The following is a 23,829-nucleotide window of genomic DNA, read 5'->3' as shown; positions in this document are numbered from 1 at the left end:
GATCGTTCACTGGTGCACGAAATGCGGGCGGCGGGCCGGGCGCCCTGCGCGGGTCAGAGGGTGCGGGCGATGAGCTCCTTCATGATCTCGTTGGTGCCGCCGTAGATCTTCTGCACGCGGGCGGCGGCGTAGGCGCGGGCGATGGGGTACTCCAGCATGTAGCCGTAGCCGCCGAAGATCTGCAGGCAGCGGTCGATGATCTGGCACTGCTGGTCGGTGGAGAACCACTTGGCCATCGAGGCCGACTGCGCGTCGAGCTCGCCCTTGAGGTGCAGCTCGATGCAGTGGTCGACGAGGGTGCGCACGGCGCGGGCCTGGGTGGCGCACTCGGCCAGCACGAACCGGGTGTTCTGGAACTTCATCAGCTCGCGGCCGAACGCCTGCCGCTCCTTGGCGTACTCGACCGTGCGGTCGATCGCCAGCTCGGCGCCCTTGGCGGCCGCCACGGCGATGATCAGCCGCTCCTGCGGCAGCTGCTCCATGAGCTGCAGGAACGCCTGGCCCTCCTCGCCGCCGAGGATGTTCTCCTTCGGCACCCGCATGTCGGAGAAGAACAGCTCGCGGGTGTCCTGCCCCGGCATGCCGAGCTTCTCCAGCACGCGGCCGCGCTCGAACCCGGCGAGGCCGTCGGTCTCGATCACGAGCAGCGACAGGCCCTTTCCGCCCTCCTCCTCGCCCGTGCGCACCACGACGATGATGAGGTCGGCGTGGGTCCCGTTGGTGATGAACGTCTTCGAGCCGTTGACGACGTACTCGTCGCCGTCCAGCCTGGCGCTCGTGCGCAGCGCCTGCAGGTCGGATCCGGCCCCCGGCTCGGTCATCGCGATCGCGCCGACCAGCTCACCGGTGGCGAGCTTCGGGAGCCACTTCTCCTTCTGCTCCTGGGTGCCATACTTCAGGATGTACGGCGCCACGATCGTCGAGTGCACGCTGTAGCCGAACGCGTCGTCACCGGCGGCGGCCTGCTCCTCCATGACGACGGCCTCGTGCGCGAACGTGCCTCCGCCACCACCGAACTCGGTCGGGATCGCGATGCACAGCAGCCCGGCGTCGCCGGCGGCGTTCCAGTACTCCCGGTCGACCTGGTGCTCCTTGGCCCACCGCTCCTGGTTCGGCACCGACTCCTTCTCGAAGAAGGTGCGGGCCAGCTGCCGCACGTCGTCGAGCTCCTCGTCCAGCCACGGCGACCGGTATGTCCGCGTCAGCTCCATGCGTCTCAAGCCTCTCCGTGCGTGATCTGTCGTACGGCCGCGACGGGGAGGTCCCGCTCGCGCGCCCAGGTCTGCCACTCGTCGGCGGAGCGCGTGGCGAACACCCGCTCCAGCTCGTCGACCGATCCCTCGGTCAGCTCGAGCTCGCTCAGCAACCGGTCCCAGAAGTGCGGCTCCAGGGCTGCAACGGCGACGAATCCCGTTGCGGCTGCGTAGATCCGGTACGACGCCAGCTCGCCGCCGAGGAACCCGCCGGGGCCGGTCATCTTGCGCTGGACCGGCTGCGCGAGGTCGTCGGCGACGTCGCTGAGCGCGACCTCCCGGAACTGCCCCTCGCCCGTCCGCTCGCGCGCGAGCAGGGCCGCCAGTCCGTCGGCGACCGCTCGCTCGGCGCCGGCGAGGTCGGCGACGAGCACCGTGGGCATCGCCGGCGGCAGCAGGGTGCCGGCGCTCGCCTGATAGGTCAGGTCGTGCCCGGCCACGTCGGCCTGCTCCCCCGGGTGCCCGACGATCGCGACCTGGCACAGCCGAGGAACCCTGTCGTGCAACGACTTCCAGTCGAGACCGAGCCGCGCCAGGGCCGCCGGCCGCGACGAGGTGACCAGCAGGTCGGCCGTCTCGAGCAGGCTCCAGACGGGGGTCAGGTCGTCCTTGAGGTCGACCGTCATGACCTGCTGCCCCTCGGTCAGCCGCTCGTAGTAGTCGGGCACGCCGAACGCGAGCGGGTCACCGCTCGGCGGCTCGACCTTGACGACCTCGGCACCGAGCTGGCGCAGCCGCGCGGCCGCGGCCGGTCCGGGCAGGTTGATCGCCAGGCTGACGACCCGGATCCCCTCCAGGGGCGGCGCGGACACCTCAGAACCGTTCGCCGGACTCGGCCTTGGCGACCAGCCACTCCGAGGGTTCGAACCGCGGGCCGTACGCCTTCGCCAGCTCGCGCGCACGCGCCACGAACCCCGCCAGACCGCCGGGATATCCCTGCATGAACTGGACGGCGCCGCCGGTGAGCGGCGGGAAGCCGATGCCGAAGATCGACCCGATGTTGGCGGCGGCGGCCGACTCGATGACGCCTTCCTCGAACGTCTTGGCGGTCTCGAGCGCCATCGCGAACAGGTAGCGGTCCTGGATGTCGCGCAGCGGGATGTCGACGTCGGCCTTGGTGAAGTGCTCGCGCACGCCCGGCCAGAAGACCTTGGGGCCGTCGTCGGGGTAGTCGTAGAACCCGGCGCCCGCGGCCCGGCCCTTGCGGCCGAACTCGCCGACCATCCGGTCGACCACGGCGCTGCCCGGCTGCTCGGGCAGCTGCTGCCCCGCGGCGGCCGCGGCCTTCTCGGCCTCCCCGCGGATGTGCTGGGTCAGCGTCAGCGAGACCTCGTCGAGCATCGCGAGCGGCGGCGCGGGGAAGCCGGCCATGGTCGCGGCGCGCTCGATCGTCGCCGGGTCGACGCCCTCCTCGACCAGCGCGACGCCCTCGGTGATCAGCGTGCCGAACACCCGGCTGGTGTAGAACCCCCGGCTGTCGTTGACGACGATCGGGATCTTGCCGATCTGCTGCACGACGTCGATCGCGCGGGCCAGCGCCTCGTCGGAGGTCTCCTTGCCCTTGATGATCTCGACGAGCTTCATCTTGTCGACCGGCGAGAAGAAGTGCAGGCCGATGAAATCCCTTGGCCGAGAGACGTTCTCGGCGAGCTCGGTGATCGGCAGGGTCGAGGTGTTGGAGCACAGCAGGGCCGTGTCGGGCAGCTGCTCCTCGGCCTCGGCGAACACCTTGGCCTTGAGCCCGGCGTCCTCGAAGACGGCCTCGATCACCGCGTCGCAGCCGGCCAGGTCGGCCGCGTCGGTGGTCGGCGTGATGCGACCGAGGATCTCCTCGCGCGCCTCGGCGGTCATCCGCCCCTTCTCGACCTTCTTGTCGAGCAGCTTGGCGGTGTAGGACTTGCCCTTCTCGGCCGCGTCGGCGCTGACGTCCTTCAGCACGACGTCGATGCCGCGGGTGGCGCAGGCGTACGCGATGCCGGCACCCATCATCCCGGCGCCGAGCACCCCGACCTTGTCGACCGTGGTCTTGTCGATGCCGTCCGGGCGCAGCGCACCGGAGGAGATCTCCTGCAGGTCGAAGAAGAACGCCTGGATCATGCTCTTGGCCGTCGGCCCGGTGGCGAGCGAGGTGAACCAGCGCGACTCGATGCGGCTCGCGGTGTCGACGTCGACCTGGGCGCCCTCGACGGCGGCCGACAGGATCGCCCGCGGCGCGGGGTAGGCGGCGCCCTTGAGCTGCTTGCGCAGGTTGGCCGGGAAGGCCGGCAGGAACGCGGCGAGCTTGGGGTTGCTGGGCGTGCCGCCGGGCAGCTTGTAGCCCTTGCGGTCCCAGGGCTGCCCGACCTCGTCGTCGTCCGCGTGGGCGAGCACCCAGGCGCGGGCGGCCGGGAGCAGCTCGTCCTGGGAGGCGACGACCTCGTCGACCAGACCCTTGTCCTTGGCCTCCTGGGGCGCGCGCTGCTGGCCCTGCAGCAGCCAGTTCATGAGGGCGTCCTGCAGCCCGAGCATGCGCACCGACCGGGTCACCCCGCCGCCGCCGGGCAGCAGGCCCAGCGTGACCTCGGGGAAGCCGATCTTGGTGCCGCGGTCGTCGACCGCGATGCGGTGGTGGCAGGCCAGCGCGATCTCGAGCCCGCCACCGAGGGCGGTGCCGTTGATCGCGGCCACGACCGGCCGCCCGATCTGCTCGAGCCGCCGCAGCTGCCCCTTGATGCCCTCGACCTCGGCGAAGAAGCGGCCGGCGTCCTCGGGCTGCACCTGCTGCAGCGCGTGCAGGTCGCCGCCGGCGAAGAAGGTCTTCTTCGCGCTGGTGACGACCACGCCCTTGACGTCGCCGTCCGCGACCTCGCGCTCGAGCCGGTCGAGCGCCTCGCCCATCGCGGCGGAGTAGCGCTCGTTCATGGTGTTGGCGCTCGCCTCGGGGTCGTCGAGGGTGAGCGTGACGATGCCGTCGGCGTCCTTGTCGTAACGGACCGCGCTGGCCTGGTCGGTGCTGGTGGTCATTGAAATCCCTTGTGGTCTATGGAAGTTCAGAGGTCAGACGCGCTCGATGACGGTGGCGATGCCCATGCCGCCGCCGACGCAGAGGGTGATGGCGCCGCGCTCGAGGTCGCGCCGCTCGAGCTCATCGACGAGGGTGCCGAGCAGCATCGCGCCGGTCGCGCCCAGCGGGTGCCCCATCGCGATCGAGCCGCCGTTGACGTTGACCTTGTCGTGCGGGATCTGCAGGTCGCGCATGACGCGCATGACCACCGCCGCGAACGCCTCGTTGACCTCCCACAGGTCGATGTCGCTCGGCGACATGCCCGCCTTCGCCAGCGCCTTGCGCACGGCCGGCACCGGCCCGGTCAGCATGATCGTCGGGTCGGAGCCGCTCACGGCGGTCGACACGACCCGCGCCCGCGGACGCAGGCCCAGCTCCTCACCGACCTGCGGGGTGCCGACGAGGGTCACGGCTGCGCCGTCGACGATCCCGGAGGAGTTGCCGGCGTGGTGCACGTGGTCGATCTCGTCGACCGAGTGGTACTTCTCCAGTGCCACCGAGTCGAAGCCACCCATGTCGCCGATGTCCTTGAACGACGGCTTCAGCCCCGCGAGCGAGTCGACCGTCGTGTCGGGACGGATGAACTCGTCCTGGTCGAGGACGGTGAGCCCGTTGCGGTCGACGACCGGGATCACCGAGCCCTTGAAGTGCCCCTGCTGCTGCGCGGCGGCCGCTCGCCGGTGCGACTCGGCGGCGAAGGCGTCGACGTCGGCGCGGGAGTATCCGTCGAGCGTGGCGATGAGGTCGGCGCCGATGCCCTGGGGCACGAAGCCCAGGTCGAGCGCGGTGGCCGGGTCCATCGCCCAGGCACCGCCGTCGGAGCCCATCGGCACGCGCGACATCGACTCGACGCCGCCGGCCACGATGAGGTCCTCGAAGCCCGAACGCACCCGCCCCGCAGCCTGGTTCACCGCCTCGAGGCCGGAGGCGCAGAACCGGTTGAGCTGCACACCGGCGACCGTCTCGGGCAGCCCGGCCGCGAGCGCCGCGGTCTTGGCGATGTCCGAGCCCTGGTCGCCGATGGGGGTGACGACACCGAGCACGACGTCGTCGATGCGCTCGGGGTCGAGCGAGGGATTGCGCGTCTGCAGCTCGCGCAGCAGACCGGTGACGAGGTCGATGGGCTTCACCTCGTGCAACGAACCCGTCTGCTTGCCGCGGCCACGCGGCGTACGGATCGCGTCGTAGACGTACGCCTGGGGAGTCTCAGCCATGTGACGACGTTAACACTGACAGTGTCACTGTCACTATGCTTCGGTCCAAGAAGTGGACGTACGCATAGGGTCGGGTCGGCCCCGAACGAGGAGGTGTGGGCTGTGGCGGAGCCGGAGATGACGCTCGAGGAGCTGGTGACGCGCTCCGGCGTGCCGGTGCGCACCGTGCGGTTCTACACCGGGCGCCGCATGCTGCCCGCGCCGATCCGGCGGGGCCGCTCGGCCTACTACACCGTCGACCACCTCGCCCGGCTGGAGCTGGTGCGCGAGCTGCAGGCGCACGGGTTCACCCTCGCCGCGATCGAGAGCTACCTCGCCCGCATCCCGGCCGATGCCGCGCCCGAGACGATCGCGCTGCACCGCACGCTGCTCGCGCCGTGGATGTCCGACCTGCCCGAGACGCTCAGCCGCAGCGAGCTCGACGAGCGTGCCGGGCGGCGGCTCGGCAAGAGCGACCTGGCGACGCTGCGCACGCTCGGCATCGTCGAACCTGCTGGCGCCGGCCGCTTCCAGGTCGCGGGCGCGCACCTGTCGATCGGGGTGTCGATCCTCGACCTGGGGCTGCCGACCGACGCCGCCGTCGCCGCCCACGAGATCTTCACCGCGCACGGCCGCGCGATCGCCGACGAGCTCACCGAGCTGTTCCGCACCCGGGTGTGGCCGGCGTACAAGGAGTCGGGGCTGCCGCCCGAGCAGCTGCGCACGATGGTCGAGCGGTTCAAGCCGCTGACGATCGCGGCGCTGGTCGCGTCCTACGAGGCGGCGGTCAACGAGACCAAGCGCGAGACCGCCGAGCGCCGCACCGCCCGCGACCGCGCCGGCGGGTCGAGCCGGCCGGGAGCCTAGGACCAGCCGGGATCACTCGAGCAGCGCAGCCAGCACCGCGCGCACGGCCGGGTTGCGTCGTGACTCGCGCCGCACCACCGCCCAGTAGCCCGTCTCGTAGGAGTAGTCCGGCAGCACCCGCAGCAGGCTCGGCTCCTCCTCGGCGAGGAAGTCGGGCAGCAGCCCGATGCCGCCGTCGGCGAGCACCGCTGCGACGTGGGCGAACACGGACGTCGAGCGCAGCGACGAGCGCGGCGCGGGCAATCGCCGGGAGGCCTCGTCGAGGTCGTCGACCTGCAGCGCGGACTCGATGTAGTAGACGAGCGTGTGCTCGCCGAGGTCGGCCAGCGCAGTGGGCGTGCCCGCCCGATCGAGGTACGTCTTCGTCGCGTAGAGCTGCAACCGGTAGTCGCGCAGGTGCTCGGCGGCAGAGCGACGCACGGCAGGCCGGCCGACCACGACCTCCAGGTCGACGCCCGACCGCGCCTCGCGGGCCCGCTGCGTCGCGGTGATCAGCTCAAGGTCCAGCTGCGGGTGGTCGCGCTGCAGCCGGGTGACCGCGGGCACGAGCCAGTGGATGGCGTAGCCGTCGGGCGAGGCGACGCGCACCGCGCCCTGCAGCTGGCCTCGCCCGGTCGCCCGCTCCCCCACCTCGGCGACCGCGCGCTCGATGGCCTCGGCCGGTCCGAGCAGGTCGCGACCGAGGTCGGTCAGCTCCCAGCCGCCCGGCGTCTGCACGAGCACGCGACCGCCGATCGCCTTCTCCAGCAACGCGATTCGCCGCGAGATCGTCGTGTGGTTGACCCCGAGCACGTCGGCCGCGGCCGTGAACCGGCCGAGCCGGGCGACGGTCAGCAGGACGAGCAGGTCGTCGGGGTTCGCGGGCACGCCACGAGTGTGCACGAACGCACAGCGGGAGTGCGATATCGGCGCGTCCGTCTGCATTGATCGGCACCCGCTCCGGTCGTACGGTCGGGGGCACCGACGCGACGAAGGAGACGCGCATGGCGAACATCGCCTTCATCGGCCTGGGGAACATGGGCGGACCGATGTCCGCCAACCTCGTGCGGGCCGGCCACCAGGTCCGAGGCTTCGACCTGTCCCCCGCCGCGGTCGAGGCCGCCGCGCAGCAGGGCGTCACGCCCGCGAGCTCCCCCGCCGAGGCCGTCGAGGGCGCCGAGGCGGTCGTGACGATGCTGCCCAAGGGCGAGCACGCCGCGGCGGCCTATCTCGGCACGGAGGGCGCCCCCGGGGTCATCGACCTGGTCGCGCCGGGCACCCTGCTGATCGACTCCTCGACCATCGACGTCGAGACCAGCGCGCGGCTGCACGAGGCGGCGGCTGCCAAGGGGCTGCCCTTCGTCGACGCACCCGTCTCGGGCGGGATGAGCGGCGCCCAGGCCGGCACGCTGACCTTCATGGTCGGCGGCCAGCCCGACGCCGTCGCAGCAGCCACGCCGCTGCTGGAGCCGATGGCCGGCAACGTGATCCCGACAGGCGGCCCGACCACCGGCGAGGCCGCGAAGATCTGCAACAACATGATGCTGTTCATCAGCATGATGGCCGCCCAGGAGGGCGCGGTCCTGGCGCGCAGGCTGGGGCTCGACGCGAAGGTCTTCCACGACATCGCGCGCGTGTCCTCCGGAGAGTCGTGGGCGATGCGCACGTGGTACCCCGTGCCCGGCATCACCGACACCGCCGGGTCCAACAACGGTTTCGCCGCGACGTTCAGCGCCGACCTGGCCGCCAAGGACGCCGGGCTCGCGCTCGCGGGCGCCGCGTCGGTCGGGCTCTCGCTGCCGGCCGCCGAGCTGGTGGCCGGTCAGCTGCGCCGCGCGCTCGAGGAGGGCGAGGGCGACAAGGACTGCACGATCATCATCCGGCAGATCGACCCCGAGGCACCCGGACTGCCGGCCCGACCCGAGGAGCAGGCATGAGCAGCACGATCGGCCACTACGTCGACGGGGCCAAGGTCGCCGGCGGCGAGCGCACCGGCCCGGTCTACAACCCCGCCACCGGTCAGGTCGCCTCGCAGGTCGCGCTGGCGAGCGCCGCCGACGTGGATGCCGCCGTCGGCGCGGCCGCACAGGCGTACGGCGGGTGGCGGGCGGTCCCGCTCGCGAAGCGGGCGGACGTGATGTTCCGCATGCGTCACCTGCTCAAGGAGCGCACCGACGAGCTCGCGCGGATCATCACCAGCGAGCACGGCAAGGTCGTGAGCGACGCGGCGGGCGAGGTCGCGCGGGGGCTGGAGAACGTGGAGTTCTGCGCCGGCCTGATGCACCAGCTCAAGGGCGAGTTCTCCGAGCAGGTCGCGACCGGTGTCGACGTGCACCAGGTGCGCCAGCCGCTCGGTGTCGTCGCGTGCATCACCCCGTTCAACTTCCCCGCGATGGTGCCGCTGTGGATGATCTCGACGGCGATCGCCGCGGGCAACACGGTCATCCTCAAGCCGTCCGAGCGCGACCCCTCGGCCGCCGTCTGGCTGGCCGAGCTGTTCACCGAGGCGGGCCTGCCGCCAGGCGTGTTCAACGTCGTCAACGGCGACAAGGAGACGGTCGACGCGATCCTCGACCACCCCGACATCCAGGCGGTCTCGTTCGTCGGCTCCACCCCCATCGCCGCGTCGATCTACGAGCGAGCAGCCAGCAACGGCAAGCGAGTTCAGGCGCTGGGCGGGGCGAAGAACCACATGGTCGTGATGCCCGACGCCGACCTCGACATGGCCGCCGACGCGGCGGTGTCCGCGGCGTACGGCAGCGCCGGCGAGCGCTGCATGGCCATCTCGGTGCTCGTGGCCGTCGGCGACGTCGCCGACGACGTGGTCGAGCGCATCAGGCAGCGCATGGACAAGCTCACCATCGGTGACGGCACCGACCCCGCGTCGGAGATGGGTCCGCTCATCACGCGCGAGGCGCAGCAGCGGGTCGGTTCGTACGTCGGTGGCGCCGCGGACGAGGGCGCCACCGTGGTCGTCGACGGGCGCGAGCGCGAGTTCGACGGCGACGGCTTCTTCCTCGGCGTCTCGCTGGTGGACCACGTCAAGCCCGGCATGAAGGTCTACGACGACGAGATCTTCGGTCCGGTGCTGTCGGTCGTGCGCGTCGACACCTACGACGAGGCGGTCGAGCTGATCAACGCGAACGACTACGCCAACGGCGTCGCGATCTTCACCCGCGACGGCAAGACGGCCCGTGAGTTCGAGTTCGACGTCGAGGTCGGGATGGTCGGGGTCAACGTGCCGATCCCCGTGCCGATCGGCTCGTTCAGCTTCGGCGGCTGGAAGAAGTCGCTGTTCGGCGACACGCACATCTACGGCCCCGAGTCGTTCAACTTCTACACCCGGCGCAAGGTCGTGACGACCCGCTGGCCGGAGCCGTCGGAGAGCCAGGTCAACCTCGGGTTCCCCACGCACTGAACGACTTTCGACGGGCGCCGTTCAGCAGGACGGGCTCACTGCACCAGGTTGGCCACGGCCTCGCGCATGTGCTCGACCACGCACGCGCGCGCGGCCTCGGGGTCGCCGTCAGCGATGGCGTCGACGATGGCCCGGTGCCGGTCGACGCGCATGTTGCCGGCGGCCTTGTCGTGGCCCGCCCACATGAACGACATACGGATAGCGCCCTCGAGCGACTGCCAGGAGTGCAGCAGGCTCGCGTTGCCGGTGACCCGCACCAGCTCGAGGTGGAAGGCGAGGTCGGCCTCGATGCGCTGCTCGAGGTCGACGCCGGTGAGGTCGGCCATGGTCTGCACCGACTCGCGCAACCGGTCGAGCGCGGCGTCCTTGTCGTCGGCGGTGCTGAGCGTCTGCGCGGCGAGCGCCTCGAGCGCCGCTCGCACCGCGAAGAGGTCGATGACCTCCTGGGCGTCGAGCGTGCGCACCGACAGCCGGCCGCGCGGCCCGGCCGACACGATGCCCTCCTGCTGCAGCTGGCGCATGGCCTCACGCAGGGTGCCCCGGCTGATGCCGAGCCGCTCGGACAGGTCGGTCTCGACCAGGTGGGTGCCGGGAGCCAGCTCGCCGGTGCTGATCGCGCGCCGCAGCGCGAGCAGCGCCTGCTCGCGCAGGTTGGTCCTCCGGAGTCCCGACAGGGCCGCCGTCTGGGCCATCGCCCTCTCCTCCCGTGCCGAGTCGACCGCGGTCACCGACCCTAGCAACCGCGGTCGACCGTCGACAGTCAGCCTCAGCCGCTGTGCGACAGCAGCGCGCGCACCCGCTCGCCGATCTTGGCGGTGCTCACGCCGTAGCGGTCGGCCAGGGTCGGCAGCGCCCCGGCGTCGAGGAACGCGTCGGGCAGCCCGACCGGCGTCACCTGCCGAGCGATCCCGTCGCGCACGAGCACGTGGGCGACCGCGTCGAACAGGCCGCCGGTCGTCGTGTGGTTCTCGCAGGTGAGCACCAGTCGGTCCTTGGCCAGCTCGCGCACGATCGTGGCCTCGTCGAGCGGCTTCAGGGTCGGCACGTGCAGCACCGCGACGTCGATGCGGTCGGCCTCCAGCTCACGGGCAGCCTCCAGGGCGCGCTCGGTCATCAGCCCGGTCGAGACGAGCAGCACGTCGGCGCCGTCGCGGATCAGCTTCGCCTTGCCGAGCTCGAAGGTGTAGTCGTACTCGTCCAGCACGCGCGGCACCTTGCCCCGCAGGATGCGGGTGTACGTCGGTCCGTCGTGCGCGGCGAGCTGTGGCACCGCCTGCTCGATGTCCACCGCGTCGCACGGGTCGACGATCGTGAGGTCGGGCATCGCCCGCAGGATCGCGATGTCCTCGGTGGCCTGGTGGGAGGGGCCATAACCTGTCGTCAGGCCGGGCAGCGCGCAGACCATGTTGACGTTGAGCCCGGCCTCGGCGATGTCGAGGCACAGGAAGTCGTACGCCCGCCGCGTCGCGAACACCGCGTAGGTGGAGGCGAACGGGACGAACCCCTCCATCGCGAGGCCGGCCGCGGCCCCGAGCAGCGCCTGCTCGGACATGCCGATCTGGTAGAAGCGCTCCGGCATCGCGTCGCGGAAGACGTGCAGGTCGGTGTACTTCGCCAGGTCGGCCGACAGGCCGACGACGCGCTCGTCACGCTGAGCCAGCTCGACCAGCGCGTGGCCGAGCGGGGCCGCGGTGACCCGCTGGTCCTCCCGGGCCAGCGATGCGCTCATCGCGTCGGAGGTGAGCGGCTTCTCCGGGGGTGTCGTGGTCGCGGTGTTGCTCATGCCGAGGTCTCCTTCAGCTGGTCGTGGGCCTTGGCCCATTCGTCTGCCGCCACCTGCATGAAGTGCAGCTTCTCCCTCGCCTCGAGGAAGGGGACGCCCTTGCCGAGCGTGGTGTCGGCGATCAGGCAGCGGGGTCGGTCGTCGGGCAGCGCACGCAGCTCCTCGAAGGCGCGCACCAGCCCGGCCAGGTCGTGCCCGTCGACCCGGCGCACGGCCCAGCCGAACGCCTCGAACTTGGCGCCGACGGGCTCCATGCTCAGCACCGAGGTGCTCTTGCCGTCGGCCTGCTGGTCGTTGAAGTCGACGACCGCGATCAGGTTGTCCAGCCCGTGGTGGGCCGCCACGGCGGCGGCCTCCCAGGTCGATCCCTCGCCGAGCTCGCCGTCGGACAGGATGTTGTAGACCGTGGCGGGGTTGCCCTTGCGCTTCAGACCCAGGGCGATGCCGTTCGCGATGGTCAGGCCGTGGCCGAGCGAGCCGCCGGAGATCTCGACGCCGGGGGTGTACGACGCCATCGCCGACATCGGGAGCCGGGAGTCGTCGCAGGCGTACGTCTGCAGCTCGGCCTCGGGGATGACACCGGCCTCGGCGAGCGCGGCGTACAGCGCCAGGGCGTAGTGCCCGATCGAGAGCAGGCACCGGTCACGCCCCTCCCACTCGGGGTCGTCGGGACGCAGGTTCAGCTGGTCGGCGTAGAGCACGGCCAGCACGTCGGCCACGTCGAGCGCCTGCCCGATGTAGCCCTGCCCCTGCACCTCGGCCTGCACCAGGGCGTTGCGCCGGATGCGGAAGGCCGCTTCCTTGATGTGCTGCACGCGCGTGTCCAGGTCGTCGTCGGTCGCCGGTCGGGCGAGGGTCGTCCGTTCGGTCATCGTGGTCACCTCTCGTCGGGTGTGGGTCGGTTGTGGTGGGTGGTCGGGGGAGGCACGTGGCGTCACACCACGACGTCCAGGAGCAGGACCGCGCCGAGGCCGACCACGGCGAAGATCGACTGCGCGAGCGTGTAGATCTTGAACGTGCCCTTGGTGGTGAATCCCAGGAGCTGCTTGAAGATCCAGAAGGTGTTGTCGGTGACGTGCCCGCCGAACGCGGCACCGGCGCCGGACGCGAGCAGGATGAGGATCGCCGGCGTGGTGATGGTGTCCATGACCGGCGCGAGCAGCGACGCGGCGGTGATCGCCGCGACCGAGCCCGACCCCTGCGCGAGCCGCAGCACCGCGGCCACCGCCCAGGCCAGCAGCACCGGGATCGAGGCGTTGGCGGAGAAGACCCCGCTGATCATGTCGCCGATGCCGACCTGCGTGATGACCTGGCCGAGGGAGCCGGCGACGCCGGTGAACAGCAGGATCGAGCCGGACGTCTGCGCGCCCTTGGTGATCAGGTCGTCGATGCCGCAGCGCCCGACCGCCGGCACGGCCAGCGCGATCCCGACGACCAGGCCGAGCAGCAGGGCCACCACGGGGCTGCCGAGGAACCCGAGCACCGCGATCTCGTGGCCGGTGATGTCGGCCACCGTGTTCACCAGGATGAGCACGATCGGCACGATGACCGGCAGCATCGCGACGACGAGCGGCGGCTGCTTGCCGGCCGGCGCGCCGGCGTCGACCGCGGGCGGCGCGTCGAGCGCCGCGGGAGCCTCGAGCGTCTGCACGCCCGCACCCCCGCCGCCGAGGGGGCGGCCTGCCGGGCCGGCGGCGACACCGCCGTCCCCGCCGTCGAAGGTCCCGAAGATCGAGTCGTCGAAGTCGCTCTCGAGGTCGGTGGCGGGCTTGAAGACCAGACGCATCAGCCGGTCGTGCAGGAAAACGCTGACCACGATGAGCAGTGCCCCGAGCGGGGCGCCCCACAGCAGCACGGTGCCGAGGTCGACGCCGAGCGGACCGGCGACCGCGATGGCCGCGACGCCCGGGACCACGATCAGCAGACCGACCTCCAGGCCGATGGCCAGCGAGCCGGCCAGCGTCGCGATGCTGCGCCCGGTGCGCTTGGCGATCGCGCCGGCGATCGGCGCGAGGATGACCAGCGCGACGTCGAAGTAGATCGAGGGGAAGATGATCCCCGAGGTCAGGCCGAGGACGTACGGCGAGCGCTTGGGCCCGCAGAGCTCCAGGAGCCGGTCGACCACCCGTTGCAGGGTGCCGGTCGCCGAGAGCGTGGTCCCGATCATGACCCCGAAGCCGATGATCAGGCCGACCTCGGTCATCAGGTTGCCGAAGCCCTCGTTGACCGCGGTGACCGAATCGGCGAGACCCAGCCCGCCGGCGACGCCGAGGTAGAGCGCGCCCACGACGAGGGAGACCACGGGGTTGATCCGCAGCCAGACGATCAGCAGCACGATGCCGATCACGGTGATGGCGAGGTGCGCCAGCAGCAAGGTGTTCATCTGGATGTCCTGAGGCAGGGGTCGGCGGGCGACCGCGGTCAGTGGAGGTGGCTTCCGCCGTTGATGTCGAGCGTCACGCCCGTGAGATATGCCGACTCCTCCGAGCAGAGGTAGGCGATGGCCGAGGCGACCTCGTCGGTGGTGGCGGTGCGCCCCACGGGGATCGCGCTCGCGATGAGCGCCTCCTGCTCGGGCGTGCTGCCGACCCGGATCTCGGTATCGACCGCCCCGGGGGTGACCGCGTTGACGGTGACCCCCGTGGGGCCGAGCTCGCGGGCGAGCGACTTGGTGAAGCCGAGCACCGCGGCCTTGGCCGAGGAATAGGGGACCTTGCCGAACACGCCGCCGCCGCGCTGGGCCGACACCGACGACATGTTGACGATGCGCCCCCACCCCTGGTCGAGCATCGGCGGGAGGAACGCCTTGGTGACCAGATAGGTCCCCGTTGCGTTGACGTCGAGCACCCGCCGCCACAGGTCGAGCGTCGTGTCGAGGAACTCCACCGGCGAGGTGATGCCGGCGTTGTTGACCACGGCCCCCACCGCCGGGAGGCGGCCGGCCTGCACCTCGGCGGACACCGCGCGCTCGGCCGCGGCGACGCTCGCCTCGTCGGCGACGTCGACGCCCAGGCCGACCGCGGGCACACCGTGCTCGGCGCAGATCCGCTCGGCCGCGGCGACGGCGGCAGCACCGTCGATGTCCAGCACGACGATCGCCCACCCGTCGCGGGCGAAGCGCCGTGCGACGGCCAGGCCGATCCCCTTCTCGGATGCGGCGCCGGTGATGACGGCGGCTCGGGAGGTGTTCATCGCGGTGGTCCTGTTCGCCCGGAGGAATGTGGTGCTCGTCACGTTAAGACCGTCGACTGTTAACAGTCAACTGTTGCGTCGCACAGCCGGCCCCGCGGATGGTTGCGCCTCCTAGACTCGGCGCCACCACCGCGCCCGGCGCCGCCGTGAGCCAGGGATGCACCTGAAGAAGCGCGGATCTCGCACGGAGAGAACAGGATTCGGGACATGGCGGAGCGCAGCTGGTCCGGCACGCTGACCTACTCCGGCGAGGTCGTACGCCCGTCGGCGCTCGCCGAGGTGCCCGCCCTGCTCGCGGCGCACGAGCGGGTCCGCATCCTGGGCACCCGGCACTCGTTCAGCGCGATCGGCGACACCGACGGGGTGCTGATCGACCTGAGCGGGCTGCCGCCGGACCTGTCGTTCGACGAGGCGAGCGGTGAGGTGTCGCTCGGCTGCGGCGCGCGCTACGCCGACGTCGTGCCGTTCCTGCAGCGACGAGGCCGGGCGCTGCCCAACACCGGGTCGCTCCCGCACATCAACGTGGCGGGCGCGGTCTCGAGCGGCACGCACGGGTCGGGCGACCGGCTGCGCAACCTGTCGTCGGCGGTGCGCGAGGTGCAGCTGCTCACGGCCGAGGGCGAGCAGGTCACCCTGCGCCGCGGCGAGCACCCCGACCTCGCGGGCGCGGTGGTCGCGCTCGGGGCGTTGGGGGTCGTGACGCGGCTGACGCTCGCGACCGAACCGACGTACGACGTGCGCCAGGACGTCTATGTCGGCCTGGACCGCGCGGCGTTCCTCGCCGACCCGGACGCGCTGCTCGGCGCCGGATACTCCGTCAGCGTCTTCACGGACTGGGACGGCCGCCCGCTGCCGGAGACCGTCGTGAAGCGACGGATCGGCTCCGCCGACGACGCCCCCGCTCCCCTGCTCGGCGTCGACCCGGTCGGCGAGTGGGTCGGTGACAGCCGGATCAGCTCTGAGCCCGAGTCCCTCACGGCCAGAGGGGTTTCCGGCCCCTGGCACGAACGGCTGCCGCACTTCCGCATCGAACGCCCACCGAGCCACGGGGCCGAGCTGCAGAGCGAGTGGTTCGTGCCGCGCGAGCGCACGGGCGAGGCGCTCGAGGCGGTGAGCCGGGTCGGCGACCGGCTGCGGGAAGCGCTGATCGTCAGCGAGATCCGCACCATGGCGGCGGACGACCTGTGGCTCTCCCCGGCTACCGGCGCGACAGCCTGTGCCTGCACTTCACCTGGCGTCCCGACCACGACCTGGTGCGGCCCGCGGTGCGCGCGGTCGAGGAGGCCCTCGCCCCGCTCGCGGCTCGTCCGCACTGGGGCAAGGTGTTCGACCTCGACCGGTTCGACGTCGCGGCGGCCTATCCGCGGGTCGCCGAGTTCCGTTCTCTCGCAAGCAGGTTCGACCCGCAGGGGCGCCTGCGCAACGACTTCCTGGAGCGCACGGTGTGGGCACGGCGCGGCTGACCGCAGCCGGCTCAGCGCAGCGGGGTGACGGTGACGACGGTGGCCTTCGACGTGGTGTCGTCGACGACGACGACGTTGTCCGTCCCGACCGCGGCCAGGAACTTCGGTCCGAGCGTGACCCCCGGCACGGGTGCACCGATGAAGCCGCTGAGGTCGGGCCGTAGCCGCCGGAGCGCACGCGACTGCGTCAGACCGGCCCAGACGCTGGCGTCGCTCTGGAACAGCGCGGAGACGCGCACGGTCCGGAAGAGCGGCGCCTCCACGAGACGCGTCCCCACCAGCTTCCAGAGCCTGGAACTGCCCGCGACGACCAGCTGGTCCTGGACCGACGCGATCACCACGGCGTCGCTGGGCAACGGGAGCGGCGCGGCCGCCTGCTTCCCCGTCGCGACGTCGAACCGGCACAGCTCCTTGCGGTCGTGGTCGATCCCGAACAGGGCGCCCTGAACGATGCTCAGGCTGCTGAACCGCCGGTCGAGCGAGACGTTCAACGTCTTCCTCCCGGTGTTCAGGTCCAGACGGTGCAGCCCCTCAGGAGTCGAGACCCAGCCGGCGTCGTCCTCCGCCGCGACAGCCGTGATCCGGCCGGGCGTGAACTTCACGTGCTCGCCGGTCTCCAGCGTGCCGATGTCGATCGGCACCATGAAGAAGTCGTCGTTGAGACACAGCACCGTGCTGCGGCCCTTCATCAGCTCCAGCGGCTTCTTCCCGACGTCGATGCTGGTGACGCGCTGCGTCGACAACGAGAGGTGCGACACCGTGTTGTCGTTGTTCGCGCAGAAGAACTGGGTCGTCAAGGGGATCAGCGCGCTGGGCTCGGGGCCGACCTTCAGCTCCGCGACCCGGGCATCGACGCGGCCGGCCGGCTCGTCGTCCGGGAGCGTGGGTTCGCTCGTGGGAGTAGCCGATCCGCCGCCTCCGACCGTCGGCCCGTCGCCCCGCTCCCGCATCCACAGCACGCCCCCGACGCCGGCTGCGGCGAGCAGCCCGGCGGCACCGCCGAGCAGCAGTCCACGCCGGCCCGGGCCGCCGGTGCCGGACGGGCCGCCGGCGACACGTTCGTACGGCAGCGCGGCCGCCGCCGACGACGTGCGCCTCTCCGCCTGGCCGCCGAGCGCCGCCCGGGCGGCTGCCGCGAGCTCGGCGCCGGTGGTGTAGCGCTGGGTGGGTCGCTTGGCCATCGCCCGCCGCACCACCGACATCAGCGCCGGCGGCACCCGCTCGTCCTCGGGCACCGGGTCGTTGAGGTGGGCGTAGATGCGCGCCGCGTCGGTCTCGCGCCGGAACGGCGCCCGGCCGGTCAGCGCCTGGTAGAGCACGGCACCGAGCGCGTAGACGTCAGCGCGGCCGTCGTACGGGTCGCCCACGAGCAGCTCGGGGGCCATGTAGTCCAACGTCCCCATCGCGGCGCCGGTGCGGGTCGGCCCGGCGGCGCCCACGACCTTGGAGATCCCGAAGTCGGTGAGGTAGGCGTGCGGTCGCCCCTGGCGCCAGGTGAGCATGACGTTGGCCGGCTTGACGTCGCGGTGCACCAGGCCGCGCTCGTGCGCCGCGTCGAGCGCCGAACCGACCTGCTCGACGACCTCGACCGCGAGCGCCGGCGGCATCGGCCCGTCCCGCCGCAACGCGGTCGCGAGGTCGGTGCCGTCGACGTAGCGCATCGTGAGGTAGAGCCGCCCCCGGTCCTCGCCGGCCGCGTAGACCGGGACGATGTGCGGGTGGTCGAGCGACCCCGCCACCCGCGCCTCGTGCTCGAACCGCGCGCGGAACTCGGGGTCGTCGGCCAGGTCGGGGTTGACCACCTTGATGGCCACCGGCCGGCCCAGCGCGGACTGCTCGCCGCGGTAGACGACGCCCATCGCACCGCGCCCGGCGACGCCGGTGATCCGGTTGCCCCCGACGAGTTCGCCCTCCACGCCGGTCATTATGTCCAGGCCGGGCCCGGTTGGGCAGGGGCGCGAGGGCGTACGTCGGGTGCGGGTCAGCGCAGCGGGGTGATCGTCACGGTGGTCACCTTGGACGTGCCCTCGTCAAGCACCAACAGCTGTCCCGAGCCCAACCCCGCCATGAACCGCGGGCCGAACGGCACACCTCGGACCGGGGCGCCGATCCACCCGGACAGGTCCATCCGCGCGCGACGGATCTCCTTGTTGCTGGTGAAGGCCACCCAGACGCTGAAGTCATCACCGATGATCGCGTTGACGTCGCTGGTGTCGCGGAAGATGGCGGGGGTCACCAGCTGATCGCCGCGCAGCACCCGCGCCCCGGCCTTGCCACCACCGACGATCAGCTGCTTGCCCAGCTCCGCCACCACGAAGGACCCCTCGGGCACCTGCACCGGGTCACCGGCCAACGAACCGTCCGCGGCGTTGTAGCGGTGCAGCAGCCGCTTCCTGATGTCGAGGCCGTAGACCCGCGAGTCCATCACCGCGACCCTGTTGATGACCGCGCCGGCAGGAACCCGGACGTCGAGGTCCTTCTCCCCCGTCTCCAGCTCGAACCGGTAGATGCCCGCCGGTGCGCTGGCGATCCACCCCCACCTATCGCCGTCGGACGTCCCGTCGTAGCTGGTCTCCATGGGCATCGGCACCGCCTGGCCCACCGCCATGGTCTGAAGGTCGATCGGGATCATCTCGTGGAAGGCGTTGACGCACCAGACCTTCCTGCGGCCCTCGAGCAGGTAGAGGGGCTCCGCGTCCAGCTGGTAGCTCTTGACGGTCTCCGAGTCCTGCAGGATGCACGACAAGCTGTTGTCGCCCCTGTTCAGGCTGAAGAAGTAGCCGCTCACCTCCTGCAGGTCCTGCGGTTTCGGGCCGACGGAGTAGACCTTCGACGTGGGCAGGACCCGCCCTGCGGGCTCGGTGGCCGGAAGCGTGGGTTCGCTTGTGGGAGAACCGGATCCAGCGCTTCGCACCGTCGGATCACCCTCCTCGCGCGACTGCCACCACAGCGCTCCCCCGACACCCGCGGCGGCCAGGAGTCCCGCCGCGCCACCCAGCAGCACCGCGCGCCGCGGCTGGTCCTGGCGCGACTGACCCACCCCGCCGACCCGTTCGTACGACGTCGCCGACCCGGGCGCGGGCGCGCCGGTCTCGGGGCGCCCGCCGAGGGCCGCCCGCGCCGCCGCGGCCAGCTCGCGCGCCGTGCCGTAGCGCTCGGCCGGCTGCTTGGCCATCGCCCTGCGCACCACCGACATCAGCGCCGGCGGCACCCGCTCGTCCTCGGGCACGGGGTCGTGCAGGTGGGCGTACATCCGCGCGGCATCGGTGCCGCGCGGGAACGGGACGCGGCCGGTGAGCGCCTGGAACAGCACCGCGCCGAGCGCGTAGAGGTCGGCGCGGCCGTCGTAGGGGTCCCCGACGAGCAGCTCGGGGGCCATGTAGTCCAGCGTCCCCAGCGCCATCCCGGTCCGCGTGGGACCGGCGGCACCGACGAGCTTGGAGATCCCGAAGTCGGTCAGATAGGCGTGCGGCCGCCCCTCGCTCCAGGTCAGCATGACGTTCGCCGGCTTGACGTCGCGGTGCACCAGGCCGCGTGCGTGCGCCGCGTCGAGCGCCGACCCGATCTGCTCGACGACCTCGACCGCGAGGCCCGGCGGCATCGGCCCGTCCCGCCGCAGCGCCGTCGCGAGGTCGGTGCCCTCGACGTAGCGCATGGTCAGGTAGAGGCGTCCGCGGTCCTCGCCCGCGGCGTAGACCGGGACGATGTGCGGGTGCTCGAGCGCGGCCGCCATGCGCGCCTCGTGCTGGAAGCGGGCCCGGAACTCCGGGTCCTCGGCGAGCGCGGGGTTGACGACCTTCACCGCGACGCGACGGTTCAGCGCGAGCTGGTCGGCCAGGTAGACCACGCCCATCGCGCCCCGCCCGGCAACACCGGTCAGCCGGTTCCCCCGACGACTTCGCCCTCCACCCGGGTCATTATGTCCAGGCCGCGCCCGGTTCGGCAGGCGCGCGAGGACGTACGTCGGGTGCGGGTGGGCGCACCGAGGCACCCGGCGCGCACGCGGCCTGCTCAGCCCGGGCCTGCCGCCCGCGGCCCGGTCACATCACCGCGCGCAGGGCGGCGACCGCGCCGCGCAGGTAGCGCTCCACGACGACCCGCTCCTCGTCGGAGAGGGCGTTGTCGCTCTCGGCGAGGCCGGCGAACATCGGCGCGAGCAGGGCGAAGATCTCCTGCCGCCCGGACTCGGTGACGACGACCTCGGTGCGACGTCCGTCGTCGGCCCGCGGGCGCCGCTCGACGTGACCGCGCGCGACGAGCCGGTCGACGACACCGGAGGAGGCCGCCGAGGTCACGCCGAGCACCTTGGCGAGCTCGACCGGCCCCATGGGCGTCGCGGCGAGGTGCCGCAGCGAGTGCAGCTCGGAGACCGACAGCCCGCCTCGGCGTGCCACGGCCTGCGGCACCTGCGCCGCGAGGTTGACCAGCTCCTCGAGCGCCTCGAGCGAGGCGGAGTGCTCGTACGCCGGGGCGACCGAGCTCGCGGTCGTGCGCGCGTCCTCGTCCCCGGCCGTGCGCGGGTTCGCCGAGGCGCCCCGCGCGGGGCGGGCTGGCATGGGCTTCTTGGAGTCGCTAATATCACTCACCTACTTAGTAACTTAATGAGTTACTTACCGAACCATCCTAGCGAAGGACGGCCATGCAACGGCTCGCCAACATCATCACTCGACGCTGGGTCGCGGGGCTGCTCGCCCTCGCCGCCCTGCTCGGCGCCGGCGCCGTCATCGGCATCGTCGGCCAGGCCGAGCGTGGCCCGACGACCACCTCCTCGATGCCCGTCGGCTCCGACAGCCTCGCGGCGGCCGAGCTGCTCGAGGAGGTCCCCGAGGCCGACGGGTCGGCGGCGGTCGTGCTGTTCAGCAGCGACGCGGCGCTGACCCCGCAGCAGCTCCGGGCCATCGAGGGCCTCGCGCGCGAGCTGCCCGGGGCGACGGGGGCTCCGCCCACGGTGGCCGACGACCGCAGCGCGGCGCTCGTCGTCGTGCCCGTCGACGCGGCGGACGCGACGCAGACCGCTGAGGTCGTCGCCGCCCTGCGCACCCAGGTGCGCGCCGACCTGCCGGACGGGCTCACCGCGCAGGTCACCGGGCCCGCGGCCATCCAGGCCGACCTGGCAGCCGTCTTCGACGGCGCGAACCTGCGGCTGCTCGCGGCGACCGCCGCGGTCGTGGCCTTCCTGCTCATCGTCACCTACCGCAGTCCCGTGCTCTGGCTCATCCCGCTCACCGTCGTCGGCGTGGCAGACCAGCTCGCCGCGACGATCGCGACGCACACCCTCGCGGCCGTCGACATCCCCTGGGACGAGTCGACCGTCGGCATCCTCTCGGTGCTCGTCTTCGGCGCCGGCACGAACTACGCCCTGCTGCTCATCTCCCGCTACCGCGACGAGCTGCGGGTCCGCGAGGACCGTCGCGAGGCCATGGCGCACGCCCTCACCCGCACCGCCGAGGCCGTGCTCGCGAGCGCCACGACGGTCGTGCTCGGCCTGCTGGCGCTGCTCCTGTCGGCCTTCCCCGCCACCCGCGGGCTGGGGCTGGCCTGCGCGGTCGGCATCGTCGTCGCGGCGGTCTTCGTGCTCGTCGTCCTGCCCGCCGCGCTCGTCGTCTTCGGCCGGTGGATCTTCTGGCCGCGGGTGCCGCGGACCGGCCAGGTCAGCCTCGCCGACTCGCGCTCGCTGTGGCGCCGGATCGGCAACGCCGTGAGCCGCCACCCCGCCCGCTTCGCGACGGCGACCATCATGCTGCTCGCGGTCGGGGCGGCCGGCATGACCCAGATCCGCACGGGGCTCGACGGCCCCGACCAGTTCCTGCAGAAGCCCGAGGCCATCGCGGCCGGGGAGCGGCTCGCCGAGTCCTTCCCCGCGGGCTCGGCCGACCCGGTCATCATCGTCTCCCGCGACTCGGACGTGACCGAGCTGGCGCGGGTCGTCGGTGACGTCGAGGGGGTGAGCTCGGCCCGTGCCGTGGGTGCGCCCGAGGGTGCGGGCGGCGTCAGCCAGGTCCAGGCCGTCCTCACGGCCGACCCCGGCTCCGACGCGGCCGAGCAGGCGGTCCGCGACATCCGCGCCGCCGTGGCCGACACCGGTGAGACGCACGTCGGCGGCACCGAGGCCGAGGCGCTGGACGAGTCCGAGGCGTCCTCGCGCGACCGGCTGCTGATCCTGCCGCTCATCCTCGGACTCGTCGTGATCGCCCTGGGCGGCCTGCTGCGGTCGGTCGTCGCACCCCTGCTGCTCGTGACCACCGTCGTCGGGACCTACCTCGCGAGCCTCGGCATCTCGTGGGCGCTGTTCACCCAGGTCCTCGGCTTCGAGCGACTCGACAACGGCGTACCCCTGCTCGCCTTCGTCTTCCTCGTCGCGCTCGGCGTCGACTACAACATCTTCCTCGTCACCCGCGCCGCCGAGGAGAGCCCCAGCCACGGCACGCGCGAGGGAATGCTCCGCGCGCTCGCCGCGACCGGCGGGGTGATCACCAGCGCGGGCGTGCTGCTCGCTGCGGTCTTCGCCGTGCTCGGCGTGCTGCCGCTGGTCGTCCTCGCCCAGCTCGGCGTCGTCGTCTGCGTCGGGGTGCTGCTCGACACGCTCGTCGTGCGCACCGTGCTCGTGCCCTCGCTCGCCCTCGTCCTCGGGGACCGGTTCTGGTGGCCGCGCCGGCTCGCGCCCACGCAGCCCGGAGCACCCGCCGCCGACGACCAGCAGGAGCTCGTCCCGGCCGAGCGGTGAGCCCGACCAGCCCGTACGCCGGTGTCGGCTCGGACGGTCGGGCGCGCCCGCTCAGCTCGTCGTGCTCAGCTCGATGCGGTCGCCGCGCACGGGACCGTCGGTGTTGGGCTTCCACCCGAGCGCCGGGGCGACGTGCTCGGCGAACGCCTGCAGCACGTGCGCGTTGTAGTCGACACCGAGCTGATTGGGGACGGTGAGCATCACGGTGTCGGCGGCCATCACCGCGGAGTCGGCGCGCAGCTGCTCGATGAGCTCGTCGGGCTCGGCGGCGTAGGTCTTGCCGAACGTCGACACGTAGCCGTCGATCATCCCGACCTGGTCGCTGTCCGGGCGCCCGCCGAAGTAGGCGCGGTCGGCGTCACTGACCAGCGGGAAGATGCTGCGGCTCACCGAGACCCGCGGCGGACGCGTGTGCCCGGCGGCGGCGTACGCCTCGCGGTAGCGGTCGATCTGCTCGCGCTGCAGCTCGTGGAAGGGCATGCCCGCCTCCTCGGTGAGCAGCGTCGAGGACATCAGGTTCAGGCCCATCTCGCCGACCCACTGGGCCGTCTCGCGGGTGGCCGAGCCCCACCAGATGCGGTCGCGAAGACCGTTGGAGTGCGGGGTGATCGGCAGCATCGTGCCACGCGGTGCGCGTGCCGGGTCGGCCTCGACCATGCCCTCGCCGTCGATGGCGCGCAGGAACGTGGCGAACTTCTCGCGGGCGATGTCGGCACCCCGCGGGTCCTTGCTGCCGGTGTAGCCGAACGCCTCGTAACCGCGCAGCGCCGTCTCGGGTGACCCGCGGCTGATGCCGATCGCGATGCGCTGGTCGGCGAGCAGGTCGAGCGCCCCCAGCTCTTCGGCGAGCTGCAGCGGGTTCTCGTAGCGCATGTCGCGGTTGCGACACCCGTTCACGTAAGCTTGGTTGCATG

General features: G+C 72.1%; 19 protein-coding genes and 1 pseudogene. 6 read left to right on the top strand and 14 right to left on the bottom strand.

Annotated elements, in window-relative coordinates:
- Positions 1-53 precede the first annotated feature (53 nt).
- The 4 genes from QUE40_RS02585 to QUE40_RS02570 are packed head-to-tail and all read right to left on the bottom strand — an operon-like array spanning position 54 to position 5,510.
- Positions 54-1,211, bottom strand: coding sequence for an acyl-CoA dehydrogenase family protein (locus QUE40_RS02585; RefSeq protein WP_289232239.1), 1,158 nt, complete (start codon positions 1,209-1,211; stop codon positions 54-56).
- A gap of 5 nt (positions 1,212-1,216) precedes the next feature.
- Complete coding sequence (locus tag QUE40_RS02580) at positions 1,217-2,065, bottom strand: CoA transferase (protein WP_289232238.1); 849 nt, start codon at positions 2,063-2,065, stop codon at positions 1,217-1,219.
- A gap of 1 nt (position 2,066) precedes the next feature.
- Positions 2,067-4,256, bottom strand: a complete 2,190-nt coding sequence (locus QUE40_RS02575; protein ID WP_289232237.1) for a 3-hydroxyacyl-CoA dehydrogenase NAD-binding domain-containing protein — start codon at positions 4,254-4,256, stop codon at positions 2,067-2,069.
- A gap of 33 nt (positions 4,257-4,289) precedes the next feature.
- Entirely contained in the window at positions 4,290-5,510 is a 1,221-nt protein-coding gene (locus QUE40_RS02570; RefSeq protein WP_142004274.1) for an acetyl-CoA C-acetyltransferase, read from the bottom strand.
- Between the two features lie 102 nt (positions 5,511-5,612).
- On the opposite strand from QUE40_RS02570, the gene QUE40_RS02565 reads away from it, so the two are divergent.
- Positions 5,613-6,356, top strand: a complete 744-nt coding sequence (locus tag QUE40_RS02565) for a MerR family transcriptional regulator (protein WP_289232236.1) — start codon at positions 5,613-5,615, stop codon at positions 6,354-6,356.
- Between the two features lie 12 nt (positions 6,357-6,368).
- Here QUE40_RS02565 and QUE40_RS02560 read toward each other — a convergent pair whose 3' ends face one another.
- A complete protein-coding gene (locus tag QUE40_RS02560; protein WP_236022210.1) occupies positions 6,369-7,223 on the bottom strand; it encodes a LysR family transcriptional regulator in 855 nt (284 codons plus the stop codon).
- 116 nt (positions 7,224-7,339) lie between these two features.
- Here QUE40_RS02560 and mmsB point away from each other — a divergent pair, with 116 nt between their 5' ends.
- Together mmsB and QUE40_RS02550 are read left to right on the top strand one after the other, a co-directional pair.
- The gene (mmsB, locus tag QUE40_RS02555; protein ID WP_289232235.1) at positions 7,340-8,272 is read left to right on the top strand and encodes a 3-hydroxyisobutyrate dehydrogenase; all 933 of its coding nucleotides are present in this window, start codon (positions 7,340-7,342) and stop codon (positions 8,270-8,272) included.
- A complete protein-coding gene (locus QUE40_RS02550; RefSeq protein WP_289232234.1) occupies positions 8,269-9,753 on the top strand; it encodes a CoA-acylating methylmalonate-semialdehyde dehydrogenase in 1,485 nt (494 codons plus the stop codon). The genes mmsB and QUE40_RS02550 overlap by 4 nt, the downstream gene beginning before the upstream one ends.
- A gap of 35 nt (positions 9,754-9,788) precedes the next feature.
- On the opposite strand, the gene QUE40_RS02545 is transcribed toward QUE40_RS02550, so the two are convergent.
- From QUE40_RS02545 to QUE40_RS02525, 5 genes are all read right to left on the bottom strand, one after another.
- A complete protein-coding gene (locus QUE40_RS02545) occupies positions 9,789-10,445 on the bottom strand; it encodes a GntR family transcriptional regulator (RefSeq protein WP_289232233.1) in 657 nt (218 codons plus the stop codon).
- A gap of 74 nt (positions 10,446-10,519) precedes the next feature.
- The gene (locus QUE40_RS02540; protein WP_289232232.1) at positions 10,520-11,536 is read right to left on the bottom strand and encodes a transketolase family protein; all 1,017 of its coding nucleotides are present in this window, start codon (positions 11,534-11,536) and stop codon (positions 10,520-10,522) included.
- The gene (locus tag QUE40_RS02535) at positions 11,533-12,408 is read right to left on the bottom strand and encodes a transketolase (RefSeq protein WP_289232231.1); all 876 of its coding nucleotides are present in this window, start codon (positions 12,406-12,408) and stop codon (positions 11,533-11,535) included. Before QUE40_RS02535 ends, QUE40_RS02540 begins: the two co-directional genes overlap by 4 nt.
- Before the next feature lie 62 nt (positions 12,409-12,470).
- The gene (locus tag QUE40_RS02530; RefSeq protein WP_289232230.1) at positions 12,471-13,919 is read right to left on the bottom strand and encodes a GntP family permease; all 1,449 of its coding nucleotides are present in this window, start codon (positions 13,917-13,919) and stop codon (positions 12,471-12,473) included.
- 38 nt (positions 13,920-13,957) lie between these two features.
- Positions 13,958-14,728 carry an SDR family NAD(P)-dependent oxidoreductase gene (locus tag QUE40_RS02525; protein ID WP_289232229.1) on the bottom strand — a complete coding sequence of 257 codons (771 nt, stop codon included), beginning with the start codon at positions 14,726-14,728 and terminating at the stop codon, positions 13,958-13,960.
- 207 nt (positions 14,729-14,935) lie between these two features.
- Between QUE40_RS02525 and QUE40_RS02520 the strand changes: the two are divergent.
- Positions 14,936-15,304: pseudogene (locus QUE40_RS02520) on the top strand (FAD-binding protein); the annotation flags it as partial.
- A 491-nt stretch (positions 15,305-15,795) separates the two neighbouring features.
- Positions 15,796-16,191, top strand: coding sequence for a D-arabinono-1,4-lactone oxidase (locus QUE40_RS18805; protein WP_350227125.1), 396 nt, complete (start codon positions 15,796-15,798; stop codon positions 16,189-16,191).
- Positions 16,192-16,202: 11 nt separating this feature from the next.
- Here QUE40_RS18805 and QUE40_RS02510 read toward each other — a convergent pair whose 3' ends face one another.
- The 3 genes from QUE40_RS02510 to QUE40_RS02500 form a co-directional block, all read right to left on the bottom strand.
- Positions 16,203-18,107 carry a serine/threonine-protein kinase gene (locus QUE40_RS02510; RefSeq protein ID WP_289232228.1) on the bottom strand — a complete coding sequence of 635 codons (1,905 nt, stop codon included), beginning with the start codon at positions 18,105-18,107 and terminating at the stop codon, positions 16,203-16,205.
- 65 nt (positions 18,108-18,172) lie between these two features.
- Entirely contained in the window at positions 18,173-20,044 is a 1,872-nt protein-coding gene (locus QUE40_RS02505; RefSeq protein WP_289232227.1) for a serine/threonine-protein kinase, read from the bottom strand.
- A gap of 187 nt (positions 20,045-20,231) precedes the next feature.
- Positions 20,232-20,777: a MarR family winged helix-turn-helix transcriptional regulator gene (locus QUE40_RS02500; RefSeq protein WP_289232226.1), complete on the bottom strand. Its 546-nt coding sequence runs from the start codon at positions 20,775-20,777 to the stop codon at positions 20,232-20,234.
- A 53-nt stretch (positions 20,778-20,830) separates the two neighbouring features.
- On the opposite strand from QUE40_RS02500, the gene QUE40_RS02495 reads away from it, so the two are divergent.
- Positions 20,831-22,915 (top strand): MMPL family transporter, encoded by a 2,085-nt coding sequence (locus QUE40_RS02495; protein ID WP_289232225.1) that lies wholly within the window; start codon positions 20,831-20,833, stop codon positions 22,913-22,915.
- Positions 22,916-22,966: 51 nt separating this feature from the next.
- Here the strand turns inward: QUE40_RS02495 and QUE40_RS02490 are convergent, their stop codons facing one another.
- Positions 22,967-23,788 (bottom strand): LLM class flavin-dependent oxidoreductase, encoded by an 822-nt coding sequence (locus QUE40_RS02490; protein WP_350227053.1) that lies wholly within the window; start codon positions 23,786-23,788, stop codon positions 22,967-22,969.
- Positions 23,789-23,829: the final 41 nt, after the last annotated feature.

The sequence above is a fragment of the Barrientosiimonas endolithica genome (genome assembly GCF_030296655.1).
Classification (GTDB): domain Bacteria; phylum Actinomycetota; class Actinomycetes; order Actinomycetales; family Dermatophilaceae; genus Barrientosiimonas; species Barrientosiimonas humi.
This window is presented reverse-complemented; position numbering and strand designations above follow the sequence as displayed.

Coding starts and splice junctions, on each gene's coding strand:
- QUE40_RS02585 (WP_289232239.1), bottom strand. CDS start 1,211: ATGGAGCTGACGCGGACATACCGGTCGCCGTGGCTGGACGAGGAGCTC.
- QUE40_RS02575 (WP_289232237.1), bottom strand. CDS start 4,256: ATGACCACCAGCACCGACCAGGCCAGCGCGGTCCGTTACGACAAGGAC.
- QUE40_RS02570 (WP_142004274.1), bottom strand. CDS start 5,510: ATGGCTGAGACTCCCCAGGCGTACGTCTACGACGCGATCCGTACGCCG.
- mmsB (WP_289232235.1), top strand. CDS start 7,340: ATGGCGAACATCGCCTTCATCGGCCTGGGGAACATGGGCGGACCGATG.
- QUE40_RS02550 (WP_289232234.1), top strand. CDS start 8,269: ATGAGCAGCACGATCGGCCACTACGTCGACGGGGCCAAGGTCGCCGGC.
- QUE40_RS02545 (WP_289232233.1), bottom strand. CDS start 10,445: ATGGCCCAGACGGCGGCCCTGTCGGGACTCCGGAGGACCAACCTGCGC.
- QUE40_RS02540 (WP_289232232.1), bottom strand. CDS start 11,536: ATGAGCAACACCGCGACCACGACACCCCCGGAGAAGCCGCTCACCTCC.
- QUE40_RS02535 (WP_289232231.1), bottom strand. CDS start 12,408: ATGACCGAACGGACGACCCTCGCCCGACCGGCGACCGACGACGACCTG.
- QUE40_RS02530 (WP_289232230.1), bottom strand. CDS start 13,919: ATGAACACCTTGCTGCTGGCGCACCTCGCCATCACCGTGATCGGCATC.
- QUE40_RS02525 (WP_289232229.1), bottom strand. CDS start 14,728: ATGAACACCTCCCGAGCCGCCGTCATCACCGGCGCCGCATCCGAGAAG.
- QUE40_RS02505 (WP_289232227.1), bottom strand. CDS start 20,044: ATGGGCGTGGTCTACCTGGCCGACCAGCTCGCGCTGAACCGTCGCGTC.
- QUE40_RS02495 (WP_289232225.1), top strand. CDS start 20,831: ATGCAACGGCTCGCCAACATCATCACTCGACGCTGGGTCGCGGGGCTG.
- QUE40_RS02490 (WP_350227053.1), bottom strand. CDS start 23,788: ATGCGCTACGAGAACCCGCTGCAGCTCGCCGAAGAGCTGGGGGCGCTC.